A 15,367-nucleotide genomic window follows, 5' to 3' on the forward strand; every position below is an offset into this window, starting at 1 on the left:
CCCCTGACATCCCTTGGAATCAGGCGAAAATCCACACCAGACCCTGCATCGCCAGCCAGGCAAACACCCCCGCCAGCACGTCATCGAGCATGATGCCGACGCCGCCATGCACATGCCGGTCGATCCAGCGGATCGGCCATGGCTTGAGAATGTCGAAGAAACGGAACACCAGAAAACCCGCGAGCAACCAGTACCAGCCTTCCGGCACCAGCCACAGGGTAATCCACATCCCGACCATCTCGTCCCAAACGATGCCCTCGTGGTCATGGACCCGCAGATCGTCGGCGACTTTGCCGCAGAGCCAGAAGCCGAACAGCATGGTGATCCCGAGCATCAGCCAGTAACCCCAGTCGGGCAACATCTGCCACAACGGGATAAAGGGTAGCGCAACTAACGAACCCCACGTGCCCGGGGCTTTCGGCAAGGTGCCGGAACCAAAACCGAACGCGAGAAAATGCCAGGGATTGCGCCAGACCGACGGCGGAACGAATTCGGCCGGAACCTGTTTCGGGTGATCTGTCACGGTGTCTCCTGAAAATGTTGATAGCCCCGGATTTGCGGGGTGATGTCGTGCCCTTCGCGATCCAGCAGGACCACGCCCTGACCTTCTGACACACGACCGATCACGTGGATCGGCCAGCCATTGGCCAGCAGCGCCGGCAACTCGACGGACGGCAGAGTGAAGGCCAACACGTAATCATCGCCACCGCTCAGCGCAGCACGCTCGGCGCCGCGCTGACCGAGAAACGCCACTAATGCATCCGACAGCGGTACGCGCTCGCGTTCAATCTCAAGTCGCACCTTTGAGGCCAGCGCGATATGGCCGCAGTCGGCGAGCAAGCCATCGGAGATATCCAGTGCCGACGTGGCTTTGCCACGCAAAGCCTGGCCGAGGGCGAGTTGCGGTTGTGGCGACCAGTAATGATCGAGCAGCGGTTGGGCGATATTCGCCTCGGCGTCACGTTGACCTAGCACCAGCGGCAAGGCGCCGGCCGCATTGCCCAGTTCACCGCCGACACAGAGCAAGTCGCCAGGTTGCGCACCGCTGCGGGTCAACGCCTGACCGGCCGGGACACGACCGAACACCGTCACCGTCAGGCTCAACGGGCCGCGCGTGGTATCGCCGCCCACCAGCGCAACGCCACAGTTCTGCGCCATGCGGTTCAAACCGCGGGCATAGGCTTGCAGCCAATCGGCGGTCACCGCCGGCACAGTCAGGGCAAGGGTAAAGGCAACGGGCGTGGCACCCATGGCGGCCAGATCGCTGACCGCAACAGCCAGCGAGCGCTGACCGAGCAGAAACGGATCGCAGGGGTCGGCAAAATGCACACCGGCCACCAGCGTATCGGTGGAGATCGCCAACTGTTCCCCGGGGGGAACAGCGAGCAAGGCGCAGTCATCGCCGATCCCCAGCGCAACGCCTTCGCCGCCCTGCGCACAAGGCGCGGCGGCGAAGAAATTACGGATCAGCTCGAATTCGCCCATTGAGGTTTCAAGCGCGTTTTAGCGCTTGAACGCCTTCACTTCAGCTTCACGCAGGCGCGGGGCCAGCTTGTCGAGCACGCCGTTGACGAACTTGTGGCCGTCGGTCGAACCGAAGACTTTTGCCAGTTCGATACCTTCGTTGATCACAACGCGGTACGGCACGTCGACGCGTTTGAGCAGTTCCCAGGTCGACAGGCGCAGAACGGCCAGTTCAACCGGGTCCAGCTCTTCGATCGCCAGATCCAGGCAAGGCGTCAGGGCGTTGTCGATTTCGGTCTTGAACTGCGGAACCCCGTGGAGGATTTCGCGGAAGTAGGCACCATCGACATCGGTGAAATCGTTATCAACGCGAAACTGCGCTTCGATCTCGTTCAGCGATTGCTTGGCCATGTGCCACTGGTACAGCGCCTGAGTCGCGAGCTGACGGGCTTCGCGACGCTTGACGCTTTTCGAGGGCTTGCCGGCATCCGCAGGTTTCGGATCGCGCGGGTTGAAACGATCGCTTTCGTCGCTAATCACTTGGCCTCCAACTGCGCCAGCAGGCTGACCATTTCCAGAGCGGACAGGGCAGCTTCGGCACCTTTGTTACCAGCCTTGGTGCCGGAACGTTCGATGGCTTGCTCGATGGAATCAACGGTCAGGACGCCGAAGGCAACCGGAACGCCAAACTCCATGGACACCTGGGCCAGACCCTTGGTGCACTCGCCTGCCACGTATTCGAAGTGCGGAGTACCGCCACGAATGACCGCGCCGAGGGCGATGATGGCTGCGAATTCGCCTTTCTGGGCGACTTTCTGCGCAACCAGCGGGATTTCGAAGGCACCAGGTGCGCGGATGATGGTGATGTCGCTTTCGCTCACGCCGTGGCGAATCAGGGCATCAACTGCACCGCTGACCAGGCTTTCAACAACGAAGCTGTTGAAGCGGCCCACTACCAGAGCGTAGCGGCCTTTGGGGGCGATGAAGGTACCTTCGATGGTCTTCAGGGTCATTCGTCAGTTCTCTTAAAGAGCCGGGACGCGTCTCGTACGCATCCCTCAGTGATATTAGCCACGATTTCATGGCCGGAAACACCGCATTGCTGCTCGATGACGAACCTGTGGCGAGGGAGCTTGCTCCCGCTGGGCAGCGTAGCGGCCCCTTTTGTGGGCGCTGCGCACCCAAGCGGGAGCAAGCTCCCTCGCCACAATCGATCTACGTCAACAATGCCGAATTCACCGGGTCATTATTCGGAGGGCACGTATTCTACAACTTCCAGATCGAAACCGGATATCGCATTAAATTTCATTGGTGCAGACATCAGGCGCATTTTGCGCACACCGAGGTCACGCAGGATCTGCGAACCGGCACCGACGATGCTGTAGGTGGTCGGTTTTTTCGGCGCTGCCTGCTCACCGGTTTCACGGATATGTGCCAGCAACACGTCGCCATCGAGCGGGTGACCAAGCAACAACACGACACCGCTGCCCGCCTCGGCGACCGCAGCCATGGCGGCGCGCAGGCTCCAGCGGCCCGGTTGCTTGACCATCAGCAGGTCGCGCAGCGGATCCATGTTGTGCACGCGAACCAGGGTCGGCTCTTCAGCGCAAACAGTGCCCAGCGTGAGGGCCATGTGCACGTCGCCTTCCACCGAATCACGATAGGTCACCAGGTTGAATTGGCCCAGTTCGCTGTCCAGTGGCTGCTCGGCAATCCGCTGAACGGTACGTTCGTGGATCATCCGGTAATGAATCAGGTCGGCGATGGTGCCGATCTTGATGTTGTGTTCAGCGGCGAACGCTTCCAGCTCAGCGCGACGGGACATGGTGCCATCGTCGTTCATTACTTCGCAGATCACGCCACTTGGCTCGAAACCGGCCATGCGCGCGAGGTCGCAAGCCGCTTCGGTGTGGCCGGCACGAGCGAGAGTGCCGCCGGCCTGGGCCATCAGCGGGAAAATGTGGCCCGGGCTGACGATGTCTTCAGCCTTGGCGTCTTTGGCGGCAGCCGCCTGCACGGTGCGCGCACGGTCGGCGGCAGAGATGCCGGTGGTCACGCCTTCGGCGGCTTCGATCGACACGGTGAACTTGGTGCCGAAACCGGAACCGTTGCGCGGCGCCATCAGCGGCAGCTTCAACAGTTCGCAGCGCTCGCGGCTCATCGGCATGCAGATCAGGCCACGGGCGTGCTTGGCCATGAAGTTGATGTGCTCGGCCTGGCAGCATTCGGCGGCCATGATCAGGTCGCCTTCGTTCTCGCGGTCTTCGTCATCCATGAGGATGACCATCTTGCCTTGGCGGATGTCTTCAACCAGTTCTTCGATGCTATTGAGCGCCACAAGGCACCCCCTTCAGTCAGGATTTGAGGTAGCCGTTGGCGGCCAGAAAGCTTTCGGTAATGCCACCAGCGCTCGGCTCTGCGGCCTTGTCACCGAGGAGTAGACGCTCCAGATACCGCGCCAGCAAATCGACTTCCAGATTCACCCGGCGACCTGGCTTGTACGACGCCATGATGGTTTCGCTCAGGGTGTGCGGAATGATCGTCAGCATGAACTCGGCGCCATCGACCGCGTTCACGGTCAGGCTGGTGCCGTCGACGGTGATCGAGCCTTTATGGGCGATGTACTTGGCCAGTTCCTTCGGCGCGCGAATGCGAAATTCCACAGCGCGGGCATTGTCGCTGCGCGAGACGATTTCGCCGACACCGTCGACGTGGCCGCTGACCAGATGCCCGCCGAGACGGGTGGTCGGGGTCAGGGCTTTTTCCAGATTGACCGGGCTGCCGCTTTTCAGGTCATTCATGGCGGTGCAGTCGAGGGTTTCACGGCTGACGTCGGCGGCAAAGCCGTCGCCCGGCAGCTCGACGGCCGTCAGGCAGACGCCGTTGACCGCGATGCTGTCGCCGAGTTTGACGTCGCTCAGGTCGAGCTTGCCGGTGGCGACGTGTACCCGCACATCACCGCCCTTTGGGGTCAGTGCGCGGATACTGCCGATGGATTCGATGATGCCGGTAAACATGGGGTTCTCCTTGAGAACTAAGCCAGCGTAATAACGATGGCCGGGAATTATACGCTCGCCGAAAGGACAGGGATGGCAGTGACTCGCCAGTCATCGCCCACCGCGCGAATTTCAGTGATTTTCAGCTCCGGTGCATCCTTCATATAGGCCAGCGGCCAGTCCAGCAGCGGACGCGCCGAAGAGCCGAGAAACTTGCCGGCGATGAAGATCACGAACTCGTCGACCAGACCGAGCTGAGCAAACGCACCGGCCAGACGCGGGCCAGCTTCGACCAGTACTTCGTTGGTGCCACGCTTGGCCAGCTCGATCAGTAATTGATGCAGGTCGACCTGGCCGTCTTCACCCGGCACGATCAGGCACTCGGGACCATGAGCGTATTGCTCTTCGATCGCGACACAGGTGGCGACCAACGCCGGGCCAGCCTTGAAGAACGGTGCATCGAGCGGCACGCGCAGGCGGCCGTCGATCAGCACGCGCAGCGGTGGTCGGCTCATGGCCAGCGCGGTTTGCTCACTGTCCAGACCGAGTTCGTCAGCGCGAACAGTCAAGCGCGCCCCGTCGGCAAGCACGGTGTCGGCACCGGTCAGCACCACCGCCGCCTGGGCGCGCAAACGCTGCACCGCCGAACGTGCGGCCGGGCCGGTGATCCATTGGCTCTCGCCGCTTTCCATCGCCGTGCGCCCGTCGAGGCTCATGGCCAACTTGACCCGCACGAACGGCAAGCCGTGTTCCATGCGTTTCAGGAAACCTTGATTGAGCTTGCGCGCCTCGGCTTCAAGCACACCGCTTTCAGTGGCGATGCCGGCATCGGCCAGGCGCTGCAAACCACGTCCGGCGACTTGCGGATTCGGATCGCGCATCGCCGCTACCACCCGAGCAATCCCGGCATTCACCAGTGCCTCGGCACACGGCGGCGTGCGGCCATGATGGCTGCACGGTTCCAGCGTCACATAAGCGGTCGCGCCCCGGGCCAGTTCACCGGCGGCACGCAACGCGTGAACTTCGGCGTGAGGTTCGCCGGCGCGCTCATGCCAGCCTTCGCCGACAATCTGCCCGTCGCGCACCACCACGCAGCCGACCCGCGGGTTGGGATGGGTGGTGTAGTGACCTTTGCGCGCCAGTTCCAGCGCGCGGGCCATGAAATGGGCGTCGAGGATGGCCTGCTCGCCGGCGCTGGTCATTCTTTCACCGGTTCGCGGGCGAGGCGGTCGATTTCTTCGCGGAATTCGTTAAGGTCCTGGAAGCGCTTGTACACCGAAGCGAAACGGATGTAGGCGACTTCATCAAGCTTTTGCAGCTCGGCCATCACCAGTTCGCCGACCACGAGGGATTTGACCTCGCGTTCGCCGGTGGCGCGCAGCTTGTGCTTGATGTGAACCAGAGAGGATTCGAGGCGCTCGACGCTCACCGGACGTTTCTCCAGGGCGCGTTGCATGCCGGCGCGGAGTTTTTCTTCGTCGAACGGTTGGCGGCTGCCGTCGGTTTTGATCAGGCGCGGCAACACCAGTTCGGCCGTCTCGAACGTCGTGAAACGTTCGCCGCAGGCCAGGCATTCACGCCGGCGGCGCACCTGTTCGCCCTCGGCGACCAGACGCGAGTCGATGACCTTGGTGTCGTTGGCACCGCAGAAGGGACAGTGCATGGTGGCTGGCAACAAAAAAAGGGAGGGCCATGGTAGCGCATCCCGGTGGCAAGACAAGCCATAGGCTTTGCGGTATACAGAACGGCATGATCGTTTGATCCATGGATTTCATTTTGCTGGAGCATCCAATGCCGTTACGTCCGCTCGTTTTGCTCAGTCTTTTCAGCCTGCTGGTGGCCTGTGGCAGCGATGCACCCAAGCCCCAGCCGCCGACACCCGGCCCGGCACCGCAGCAAGCGCAGAAAAAAGCCAAAGAGGCCGCCGACCTTGGGCCGCTGCCGGCCTATCAACGGGAACTGAGTGGCACCCTGCAAGGCGTGCCGGCCGGTGCCGAAGTCGAGCTGGCGCTGATGGTGATCGATGAAAAGGATCGTCCGCAACAATTGCTCGCCAGCTCCAGCCTGATCGGCAACAACCAGGTTCTGCCGTTCCGCCTGCGCTTCAACCCGGACGCGTTCCCGGCCGGTGCGCGGGTTGAGTTGCGTGGCCGCGCCAGTCAGTCCGGCCAGTTGATCCTGCATCTGCCGTCGCAAACCATCACCCAGCCGACCACCCAAGCGTTAGGCCAACTGCAATTTGTCAAAGCACCATGAATGCACCGCTCGACCTGCAACAGGCGCTGGGTGAATTGCTCGGCGACGCCAGACTGAAAGCCTGTGCGTTACCGGACACCGATTTGCAGTTGTGGCTGATCGACGGCGACAACATGGCGCGCGAATTCAGCCAGGAAGAAACCCAGCGAATCCTGCATGAACCGCCGTACTGGAGTTTTTGCTGGGCCAGTGGTCTGGCGGTGGCGCGGTATCTGGCGGAGTTCCCGCAGTGGGTGCGCGGCAAGCGCGTGCTGGATTTCGGCGCCGGTTCGGGGATTGCCGGGATCGCGGCGGTCAAGGCCGGCGCGCTGGAAGTGGTGGCGTGCGATCTCGATCCGCTGGCGATCGCCGCGTGCCGGGCGAATGCCGAACTCAATAATGTGCAGATGAGTTATTCGACGGACTTCTTTGCCGAAGCCGATCGCTTTGATCTGATTCTGGTGGCGGACGTGTTGTACGACCGAGCGAATCTGCCGTTGCTCGATGCGTTTTTAAGTCGTGGCCGTGAAGCGCTGGTGGCGGACTCGCGGATCAGGGATTTTCGGCATCCGTTGTATGAGCGCATTGAAATGCTCGAGGCGATGACCTTGCCGGATCTGGCGGAGCCGGAAGAATTTCGGCATGTCAGCCTTTACCATGCGCGGCGTGACTAAAAGCTTCGTCGGAACGCCGCCCGGAGCAGGCTCGCTCCCACAGGGGAATGCATTCCAGGGTGGGAGCGAGCCTGCTCGCGAAGGCGTCCGCACAGGCAACACACCTCTCAAACCCGCCCCGCTTCCGGCCACACCCCACCAAGCCGTATAGTTGACCCATCCACGCTTTGACGAGATCCCCCATGAGTGAGCAAACGCCGTACATCTTCGACGCCACGACGGCCGATTTCGACCAGTCGGTGATCGAGGCTTCCTTCAACAAACCGGTGCTGGTGGATTTCTGGGCCGAATGGTGTGCGCCGTGCAAGGCGCTGATGCCGATGCTGCAAGGCATTGCCGAGAGCTATCAGGGCGAATTGCTGCTGGCCAAGGTCAATTGCGATATCGAGCAAGACATCGTCGCCCGTTTCGGCATTCGCAGCCTGCCGACCGTGGTGCTGTTCAAGGACGGGCAACCGGTCGACGGCTTTGCCGGTGCACAACCGGAATCCGCCGTACGCGCCCTGCTTGAACCGCATGTACAGATGCCGCCGCCGGCCGCCGCCGATCCGTTCGAACAGGCTCAGGCGATGTTCGATGACGGCCGTTACGCCGATGCCGAAGCGGCGCTGGTGGTGATGCTCACTGAAGACAACACTAACGCCAAGGCGCTGATCCTTTACGCGCGCTGCCTGACCGAACGCGGTGAGCTGGACGAAGCGCAAACCGTGCTTGATGCCGTCAAAAGCGATGAACACAAAGCAGCACTGGCCGGCGCCAAGGCGCAGATCAAGTTCCTCGGTCTGGCGCGCGATCTGCCGGATGCCGCTGACCTGAAAGCACGCCTGGCGAAAGATCCGCAGGACGATGAAGCGGTGTATCAACTGGCGATCCAGCAACTGGCGCGTCAGCAGTACGAAGCGGCGCTGGAGGCGATGCTCAAGCTGTTTATCCGCAATCGCAATTATGGCGAAGGGCTGCCGCACAAGACTTTGCTGCAGGTGTTCGAGCTGCTGGGCAATGATCATCCGTTGGTGACGGTGTACCGCCGCAAGATGTTTGCCGCGCTTTATTAAGAGCAAAAGATCGCAGCCTGCGGCAGCTCCTACATTGGGATCGTGTACACCCTCGTAGGAGCTGCCGCAGGCCGCGATCTTTTGCGGTTTACTCGATCCAGCTGTAGAGCGGCGTATCCCCGCCACTCACCACTTTCACGTCCGAACTATGGCGCAAACGCACCAACAAGCGCTTGCCTGCCGCCGCACTACCCGTCAGCCCTTCCAGTTGATCAAGCAGATCCGGCCCGCTGAGTTGCCCGGCCTTACGCAACAGGTCCTTGGCCAGTTGCCACAAGGCATCGTCCTGATTCAGCGGTTTCGCCGCCGAAGCTGCCGCGACCGCTTCAGATTGAGCAACCGGCGCCTGCCCGTTCAGCGCCGACCCAAGCTTCGCCCAGTCGCCGTCATCCAGTTCCACCGTCAAATCCACCGGCACGTCGCCGACGGTTCCGCGTATCCGCAACATTGAGTTCGCTCCCGCACATTTCTGACCTGCATGCTCCCACGGGACTTGTGCAACGCCAAGCGCACGGGCAAACTCTGCGCACTTTCGTTATAAGATTACATAACAAACTCTTCACTTTACTTCCCGGAGACCGCTATGCGTCGTCTGCTGCTCGCTTTGCCGTTTGCCCTGTTGCCGCTGGCCATCGCCCACGCGGCCGATGAGCATGACCACGATCACGACCATGAACACGGCAGCCTCGGTGCGCATGAACATGGTGTCGGCCGTCTGAATGCCGCGCTCGATGGCCAGACCCTGGAGCTTGAGCTGGAAAGCCCGGCGATGAACCTCGTCGGTTTCGAACACGTCGCCACCACTGATGCCGACAAAGCCAAAGTCGCTGCCGCCCGTGCGCAATTGGAAAAACCGCTGGCCCTGTTCAGCCTGCCCGCCGCAGCCGGTTGCAAAGTCGTTAGTCAGGAACTGGAAAGCCCGTTGTTCGGCGACAAGCCGGATGCCGATGATCACGACGATGAAGAGGCGGACAAAGACGGCCACGAACATCACCACGATCACAGCGAAATCCACGCGCATTACCAATTCAACTGTGCCACGCCGGGTGCGTTGAAGACCCTCGACCTGGCGAACGTTTTCAAGACCTTCCCGGCGACGCAGAAAATTCAGGTACAACTGATCAGCGCCAGCGGCCAGCAAGGTACTGAAGTGACGGCCAAGGCTGCTGCGCTGAAATTCTGAATAAACTGAAAATCCCCTGTAGGAGCTGCCGAAGGCTGCGATCTTTTGATCCTGGGCTTTTGAAGCAAGATCAAAAGATCGCAGCCTTCGGCAGTTCCTACGGGGGTCCGTTTACAACCACGAAATCGGTGCCATGACCCAAGCACTCATCGAACTGTCCGACCTGGGCTTTAACTGGCCCGGTCACCCGCCGCTGCTGGACATCCCGGCGTTTCGTCTGGAAGCCGGCGAAACCCTGTTCCTCAAAGGCCCCAGTGGCAGCGGCAAGACCACCCTGCTCGGCCTGCTCGGTGGCGTGCAGAAGCCCGGTCGCGGCAGCATTCGCCTGCTCGGCCAGGAACTCACCGAACTCTCTGCCAGTGCCCGCGACACCTTTCGCGTCGACCACACCGGCTACATTTTCCAGCAGTTCAACCTGCTGCCGTTTCTCTCGGTACGCGAAAACGTTGAGCTGCCGTGTCACTTTTCCAAGCTGCGTGCACAACGGGCGAAACAGCGCCACGGCAGCGTCGATCAAGCCGCCGCCACGTTGCTCGCGCACTTGGGTCTGAAAGACGAAAGCATCCTCAGCCGCCGCGCCGACTCGCTGTCGATCGGCCAGCAACAGCGGGTTGCAGCCGCACGCGCATTGATCGGTCAGCCAGAACTGGTAATCGCCGACGAACCGACCTCGGCACTGGACTACGACGCCCGGGAAAACTTCATTCGCCTGCTGTTCGCCGAATGCCGCGAGGCCGGCTCCAGTCTGCTGTTTGTCAGCCACGACCAGAGTCTTGCGCCGTTGTTCGACCGTCACCTGTCCCTGGCCGAGCTCAATCGCGCCGCCACGTCTGCCGAGGTCTGAGATGTATCTGTTTCGTCTGGCCATGGCCAGCCTGGCCAACCGCCGCTTCACCGCCCTGCTCACCGCGTTCGCCATCGCCCTGTCGGTGTGCCTGCTGCTCGCCGTCGAGCGCGTGCGCACCGAGGCCAAAGCCAGTTTCGCCAGCACCATCAGCGGCACCGACCTGATCGTCGGCGCGCGTTCCGGCTCGGTGAACCTGCTGCTGTATTCGGTGTTCCGCATCGGCAATGCCACCAACAACATCCGCTGGGACAGCTTCGAACACTTCGCCAGCAACCCGAAAGTGAAGTGGGCGATCCCGATGTCCCTCGGCGACTCCCATCGCGGCTACCGGGTGATGGGCACCACCGAGGCCTACTTCGAGCATTACCAGTACGGTCGCCAGCAGCATCTTGAACTGGCTGACGGTCGCGCGTTTGCCACCGATCCGTTTGAAGTGGTGCTAGGCGCCGAAGTGGCCGACGCGCTGCATTACAAACTCGGCGACCAACTGGTGTTGGCCCACGGCGTGGCGGCGATCAGTCTGGTCAAACACGACGACAAACCGTTCACCGTGGTCGGCATTCTCAAGCGCACCGGCACCCCGGTCGATCGCACGTTGCACATCAGCCTCGGCGGCATGGAGGCGATTCACATCGACTGGCACAACGGCGTGCCGGCGCGTGGCAATGGCCGGATCAGCGCTGATCAGGCGCGCAACATGGACCTGACGCCGCAAGCGATCACCGCGTTCATGCTCGGTCTCAACAGCAAGATTTCCACCTTCGCCCTGCAACGCGAGATCGATGAATTCCGTGGCGAGCCGATGCTGGCGATTCTGCCGGGCGTGGCCTTGCAGGAGTTGTGGAGCCTGATGAGCACCGCTGAAAAAGCGTTGTTCGTAGTGTCGCTGTTCGTGGTGCTGACCGGGTTGATCGGCATGCTCACGGCAATTCTCACCAGCCTCAACGAACGACGCCGCGAGATGGCAATTCTGCGTTCGGTCGGGGCGCGGCCGTGGCATATCGCGAGTCTGCTGGTGCTGGAGGCGTTTGCCCTGGCCCTGACCGGGGTGATTGCCGGGGTAGCGTTGTTGTACATCGGCATCGCCGCCGCGCAGGGTTACGTGCAGGCCAATTACGGTTTGTTCCTGCCGCTGGCGTGGCCGAGCGAGTATGAATGGACACTGCTCGGTGGCATTCTGGCGGCCGCGCTGCTAATGGGCAGCGTGCCGGCCTGGCGCGCTTATCGCCAATCCTTGGCCGATGGCCTGTCGATCCGTTTATGAGGATGTTCATCATGCCCCGCGCTGCACTTGCGCTGCTGTTGCTGATCGCCCTGCCCGTGTGGGCAGCGGCGCCGAAAGACCTGACGTGGTCGGAAATGATCCCGCCGGACGCCGCGCCGGAAGTGCCGAACATGACGCCTCTGCACGACATGTCGAAGATGAGTGATGCGCTGTCCGCTGAATCCGCGCCAGCGGCGAAGCAGGACCTGCCGAACGCGCCGGTGGTGCAATCACTCGACGGCCAGAACATTCGCTTGCCGGGCTACATCGTGCCGCTGGAAGTCAATGAAGAGGGACGCACCACGGACTTTTTGCTGGTGCCGTACTTCGGCGCGTGCATCCATGTGCCGCCACCGCCGTCGAACCAGATCGTGCATGTGAAAAGCGAGTTAGGCGTGAAGCTCGACGAGCTGTATCAGCCGTACTGGGTCGAGGGGCCATTGCAGGTCAAGGCGTCGAGCAGCGAACTGGCGGATGCCGGGTATCAGATGGATGCCGACAAGATTTATGTGTATGAACTGCCGGAGTAAACCCCGGTAGTTTTGTATTGGCTTATCTATCGTCTTCGCGAGCAGGCTCGCTCCCACAGGTGATCACATTCCAGGGTGGGAGCGAGCCTGCTCGCGAAGAGGCCCTCAAGGTTCCACAGAAACCCGCCCCTTCACTGTTTCATTGAGCTGAGTCAAAAGACCGTATCAGTTGGCTTCGTACCATAGGACATCAGACATTTCTAACGTCCTTTCGGAGCCCCCATGAACAAGTCCTTGCTCAGCGCCTCGCTGTTTGCCCTCGCGCTCGCAGCCCCGCTCGCCCACGCCCACGAAGCCGGTGACATTCTCATCCGCGCCGGTGCGATCACCGTCAACCCGAAGGCCGACAGCTCCAGCGTCAAGGTCGATCAGGGGCCGTTGAGCGGTGCCAATCTGGGCGGCAAGGCGACCATGAGCAGCGACACTCAACTGGGTCTGAACTTCGCTTACATGCTCACCGACCACGTCGGCCTCGAACTGCTCGCGGCCACGCCGTTCGAGCATGACGTCAAGCTCAAGGGCACTGCCCTGCCAGCGGCCAACGGCAAGCTCGGCACCCTGAAACACCTGCCGCCAACCCTCAGCGTTGTGTACTACCCGCTGGACTCGAAGTCGCCGTTCCAGCCGTATGTCGGTGGCGGTATCAACTACACCTGGATCTATGACGAACACGTCGGCAGCGAGGCCAGTGCCAATGGTTTCAGCAACTTCAAGGCAAAAAACTCCTGGGGCCTGGCCTGGCAGGTCGGCGCAGACTACATGCTGACCGACAACATCATGCTCAACGCCCAAGTGCGTTACATCGACATCGACACCCGCGCCACCGTCGAGAACAACGCCGTTGCACCGGGCACTCGCGCACGGGTCAACGTGGATGTGGATCCGTTCATCTACATGGTTGGCTTGGGCTATAAGTTCTAAGTCGAGTTATCGAACGTTCACGTGGTGGTGAATGAGGCTTGGTGGTGAGCAGACTTGAAACTGAAGGCGACTGCTACGCAGTCGATCGGGGATAAATCCCCTCGCCACAGGGATAGCGACAAATTCCGGCCGTGAAAAAGGCGCCTGTCAAAGGGCGCCTTTTTCATGTCCGCAATAAAGCTATTTGCCGAGCAACCGCGCCAGCCCTACGCTCATCGGCGTCTGCTGCGGCAGCTTGAAGCGCTCCAGCAAACGAGCGTTATTCGCCCGTGAATGACGGATGTCGCCCGAACGCGCCGGGCCATAGCTGATCGGCGGCAGTTCACCGACCACCGCTTGCAGCGCTTCAAGCATCTGCTTGAGGCTCATCGACTGATTCCAGCCGACGTTCACCGGGCCGACTTCCACTTCCGGCTTTTCGATTGCCTGGACCAGCAGATAGACCAGGTCTTCAACGTAGAGGAAATCGCGCGTTTGCTCCCCGTCACCGAACACGGTGATCGGCAGGCCTTTCTGTGCGCGCTCGCTGAAAATGCTGATTACCCCGGAGTACGGCGAGGACGGATCCTGGCGTGGGCCAAAGATGTTGAAGAAGCGGAAAATCACCGGTTCCAAGCCATGCTGGCGGCGATAGAAATCGAAATAATACTCACCCGCCAGTTTGTCCGAAGCATAAGGCGTCAATGGGGCTTTGGGCGTGTCTTCATCAATCGACTCACCCTCGCCATTGTTGCCGTACACCGCTGCACTGGAGGCGTACACCACACGCTTGACGCCGGCCAGACGCATAGCCTCGCAGACGTTCAGTGTGCCAATGAAGTTGCTCTGATGCGTCTTCACCGGATCGTCCACCGAAGCCTGCACCGACGCCACGGCGGCGAGGTGGGCAACAGCGCTGCAGCCTTGCATCGCCCGGGCAACCAGCGCGACGTCCGCCACGTCACCGACAATCAGTTCAACCTTGGGATTATCCAGTGGCAGATTGCTGCGCTTGCCCGTCGACAAATCATCGAGCACTCGTACCGAATGCCCCTTCGCAAGCAAGGCATCAGTCAGGTGCGAGCCGATGAAGCCGGCACCACCGGTGATTAAAACAGTCTTTTCAGCCATGACGGTAGAACCTATCCAATAATCCAGGGAGTGCCGCACGCCAGGCGCGCGGTTTGATCCCGAAAGTGTGCAGAATTTTCTTGCAGGCCAGCACCGCGTGTTGCGGCTCTTCGGCAGCGTCCGGACGCGCGGCATGGGCCTGGGCGGTCGGTGCTTCGATGGCCAGGGCATGCAGGCTGCGTGCTTCGGTGAGAATCGCCTGGCCCAGCGCCAGCGGTGTGGTCGCTTCGTGGCCGGCGTAGTGGTAAGTGCCCCACAGCGGCGCGGCGCAGTCGAGTTGCTTGAGCACGGAGATAATCACGCGCGCAGCATCGTCGACCGGGGTCGGATTGCCGCGGCGGTCATCGGCCAGGAGCAATTCTTCTGGCTGCTCGGCACGCGCGAGGAAGCGCCCGAGGGTGCCCTCCGGGCTGTCATCGAGCAACCAGCCAAATCGTAGCAATACGTGCTGCGGGCAGGTGGCGCGCACGCTTTGTTCGATCCGCCACAACGCCTGACCGCGCAGACCCAGCGGCACCGGTTCGTCTTTTTCGCTATACGCCGTGGCGCGCGAACCATCGAACACCCGATAACTGGAGGGCTGGACGAGGACGATGTTGTGGTGCTGGCACAGTTCGGCCAGACGCTCGATCGCACGCTCCTGTCCGGCCATGCGGCTTTCGCTGACGGTTTCGGCCTGGAACCAGTCGAAATAGTAGGCGAGGTTGATCAATGCATCGGGACGGGTGTCGTCGAGCAATTGGGTCAGGCTCGCGGCATCCCAGCCGTTTTCGGGCGGGCGGGGGGCGAGGAAACCGATGTCTTCCTCTGCACCGAGGCGAATCAGCGCCTGCCCAAGGGCATTTCCGCCGCCCAGTAACATAAGGCGCATTCGCATAGAGTCAGCAGGCCCAGTCTGATTGGAACGATGGCTTTAGCGACGGCTCTTGTGAAACCGTCGTCGATAATTGCCGGAATCGTTGCATTTTGCGGGTTTAGTGCGCAACCGTCATCCGTAAAGTGTAGATCGCCGGGATTTGAATACCCCTGTGGCGAGGGAGCTTGCTCCCGCTGGAGGCCGAATGACTGCCAAATCCAACCGGCGCGGT

At 61.4% G+C, this 15,367-nt stretch carries 19 protein-coding genes; 8 read left to right on the forward strand and 11 right to left on the reverse strand.

Annotated elements, in window-relative coordinates; genetic code table 11:
• Window positions 1-19: 19 nt before the first annotated feature.
• From BK670_RS01100 to nrdR, 8 genes are all read right to left on the reverse strand, one after another.
• On the reverse strand, window positions 20-523 hold the full coding sequence (locus tag BK670_RS01100) for a phosphatidylglycerophosphatase A family protein (protein WP_007910933.1): 504 nt from the start codon (window positions 521-523) through the stop codon (window positions 20-22).
• On the reverse strand, window positions 520-1,485 hold the full coding sequence (gene thiL / locus BK670_RS01105; RefSeq protein ID WP_123448285.1) for a thiamine-phosphate kinase: 966 nt from the start codon (window positions 1,483-1,485) through the stop codon (window positions 520-522). Before thiL ends, BK670_RS01100 begins: the two co-directional genes overlap by 4 nt.
• Window positions 1,486-1,503: 18 nt before the next feature.
• Window positions 1,504-2,004, reverse strand: a complete 501-nt coding sequence (nusB, locus tag BK670_RS01110; protein WP_123448286.1) for a transcription antitermination factor NusB — start codon at window positions 2,002-2,004, stop codon at window positions 1,504-1,506.
• The gene (gene ribH / locus BK670_RS01115; RefSeq protein WP_123390292.1) at window positions 2,001-2,477 is read right to left on the reverse strand and encodes a 6,7-dimethyl-8-ribityllumazine synthase; all 477 of its coding nucleotides are present in this window, start codon (window positions 2,475-2,477) and stop codon (window positions 2,001-2,003) included. Before ribH ends, nusB begins: the two co-directional genes overlap by 4 nt.
• Before the next feature lie 233 nt (window positions 2,478-2,710).
• The gene (ribBA, locus tag BK670_RS01125; RefSeq protein ID WP_039761895.1) at window positions 2,711-3,802 is read right to left on the reverse strand and encodes a bifunctional 3,4-dihydroxy-2-butanone-4-phosphate synthase/GTP cyclohydrolase II; all 1,092 of its coding nucleotides are present in this window, start codon (window positions 3,800-3,802) and stop codon (window positions 2,711-2,713) included.
• Between the two features lie 16 nt (window positions 3,803-3,818).
• Window positions 3,819-4,481, reverse strand: a complete 663-nt coding sequence (locus BK670_RS01130) for a riboflavin synthase (RefSeq protein WP_093434480.1) — start codon at window positions 4,479-4,481, stop codon at window positions 3,819-3,821.
• Window positions 4,482-4,528: 47 nt separating this feature from the next.
• Window positions 4,529-5,662, reverse strand: coding sequence for a bifunctional diaminohydroxyphosphoribosylaminopyrimidine deaminase/5-amino-6-(5-phosphoribosylamino)uracil reductase RibD (gene ribD, locus BK670_RS01135; RefSeq protein WP_123448287.1), 1,134 nt, complete (start codon window positions 5,660-5,662; stop codon window positions 4,529-4,531).
• Entirely contained in the window at window positions 5,659-6,123 is a 465-nt protein-coding gene (gene nrdR / locus BK670_RS01140; RefSeq protein ID WP_007910946.1) for a transcriptional regulator NrdR, read from the reverse strand. Before nrdR ends, ribD begins: the two co-directional genes overlap by 4 nt.
• A gap of 128 nt (window positions 6,124-6,251) precedes the next feature.
• On the opposite strand from nrdR, the gene BK670_RS01145 reads away from it, so the two are divergent.
• The 3 genes from BK670_RS01145 (at window position 6,252) to trxA (ending at window position 8,424) form a co-directional block, all read left to right on the forward strand.
• Window positions 6,252-6,716: a YbaY family lipoprotein gene (locus BK670_RS01145; RefSeq protein ID WP_123448324.1), complete on the forward strand. Its 465-nt coding sequence runs from the start codon at window positions 6,252-6,254 to the stop codon at window positions 6,714-6,716.
• The gene (locus BK670_RS01150) at window positions 6,713-7,369 is read left to right on the forward strand and encodes a class I SAM-dependent methyltransferase (protein ID WP_123448288.1); all 657 of its coding nucleotides are present in this window, start codon (window positions 6,713-6,715) and stop codon (window positions 7,367-7,369) included. The genes BK670_RS01145 and BK670_RS01150 overlap by 4 nt, the downstream gene beginning before the upstream one ends.
• 182 nt (window positions 7,370-7,551) lie before the next feature.
• Window positions 7,552-8,424 (forward strand): thioredoxin, encoded by an 873-nt coding sequence (trxA, locus tag BK670_RS01155; RefSeq protein WP_123448289.1) that lies wholly within the window; start codon window positions 7,552-7,554, stop codon window positions 8,422-8,424.
• 88 nt (window positions 8,425-8,512) lie between these two features.
• On the opposite strand, the gene BK670_RS01160 is transcribed toward trxA, so the two are convergent.
• Entirely contained in the window at window positions 8,513-8,872 is a 360-nt protein-coding gene (locus BK670_RS01160; RefSeq protein WP_123448290.1) for a hypothetical protein, read from the reverse strand.
• 135 nt (window positions 8,873-9,007) lie between these two features.
• On the opposite strand from BK670_RS01160, the gene BK670_RS01165 reads away from it, so the two are divergent.
• The 5 genes from BK670_RS01165 (at window position 9,008) to BK670_RS01190 (ending at window position 13,169) form a co-directional block, all read left to right on the forward strand.
• Window positions 9,008-9,607: a DUF2796 domain-containing protein gene (locus tag BK670_RS01165; RefSeq protein WP_123448291.1), complete on the forward strand. Its 600-nt coding sequence runs from the start codon at window positions 9,008-9,010 to the stop codon at window positions 9,605-9,607.
• Between the two features lie 133 nt (window positions 9,608-9,740).
• Window positions 9,741-10,451, forward strand: coding sequence for an ABC transporter ATP-binding protein (locus BK670_RS01175; RefSeq protein WP_123448292.1), 711 nt, complete (start codon window positions 9,741-9,743; stop codon window positions 10,449-10,451).
• Between the two features lies 1 nt (window position 10,452).
• Window positions 10,453-11,718 (forward strand): ABC transporter permease, encoded by a 1,266-nt coding sequence (locus BK670_RS01180; RefSeq protein WP_123448293.1) that lies wholly within the window; start codon window positions 10,453-10,455, stop codon window positions 11,716-11,718.
• A gap of 11 nt (window positions 11,719-11,729) precedes the next feature.
• Complete coding sequence (locus BK670_RS01185) at window positions 11,730-12,248, forward strand: DUF3299 domain-containing protein (RefSeq protein WP_034153908.1); 519 nt, start codon at window positions 11,730-11,732, stop codon at window positions 12,246-12,248.
• Window positions 12,249-12,470: 222 nt separating this feature from the next.
• Entirely contained in the window at window positions 12,471-13,169 is a 699-nt protein-coding gene (locus BK670_RS01190; RefSeq protein WP_123448294.1) for an OmpW/AlkL family protein, read from the forward strand.
• A gap of 180 nt (window positions 13,170-13,349) precedes the next feature.
• On the opposite strand, the gene BK670_RS01195 is transcribed toward BK670_RS01190, so the two are convergent.
• Entirely contained in the window at window positions 13,350-14,279 is a 930-nt protein-coding gene (locus BK670_RS01195) for an NAD-dependent epimerase/dehydratase family protein (RefSeq protein WP_123448295.1), read from the reverse strand.
• A complete protein-coding gene (locus BK670_RS01200) occupies window positions 14,272-15,156 on the reverse strand; it encodes a sugar nucleotide-binding protein (RefSeq protein ID WP_095048822.1) in 885 nt (294 codons plus the stop codon). Before BK670_RS01200 ends, BK670_RS01195 begins: the two co-directional genes overlap by 8 nt.
• Between the last annotated feature and the right edge of the window lie 211 nt (window positions 15,157-15,367).

This window comes from Pseudomonas fluorescens (assembly GCF_003732425.1).
GTDB classification, from domain to species: Bacteria; Pseudomonadota; Gammaproteobacteria; order Pseudomonadales; family Pseudomonadaceae; genus Aquipseudomonas; species Aquipseudomonas fluorescens_BE.